Source organism: Micromonospora sp. AMSO31t (genome assembly GCF_008868175.1).
Lineage (GTDB): Bacteria > Actinomycetota > Actinomycetes > Mycobacteriales > Micromonosporaceae > Micromonospora.
The window spans coordinates 1-441 of sequence record NZ_WBKT01000355.1; the positions used below are offsets into that span (position 1 = coordinate 1).

1 pseudogene is annotated in these 441 nt (G+C 85.9%); it reads right to left on the reverse strand.

The features are described from left to right. Positions 1-441 (reverse strand): annotated as a pseudogene (locus tag F8274_RS32210) (hypothetical protein); the annotation flags it as partial.

Genomic DNA, 441 nt, shown 5'->3' on the forward strand with positions numbered 1-441 from the left:
GGACGGCGCCGGCTCGCCGGCCGGCCGGCGGGACGTCCGCGCCGGGCCGGGGGCCCGCTGCGGCGCCGGCCCTGTTGCGGCGCGGGGTCGGGGCGGCGCCGTCCGGTCGGTGCTCGGCGTCGCGACCGGCGCCGGGCACCGCCGGGGCGTTTCCGCTGCGCGGCACCGACGGGTGGTCCGGTTCCTCGGCACGACGACGGCCACCGCTCCGACCGCCGGCACCGTCCACGGTGGGCACGCCGGCGGTGGACGGCTCGGGGCGGTGCGGCGCGCGGCCACGACGCGGCTCGGGCTCGCCCGGCGGCGGCCCGCCGGTCACCGGGTCGGTGGGCAGGCCGAGGCCGGGCGCGGCGGCGCGCGCCGAGGGCACGCCCGTGCGGCCGGGGTCCACGGCGGGCCGGCGGCCGGCACCGGAGACGGGCCGGACCGCGGGGTCGGCGG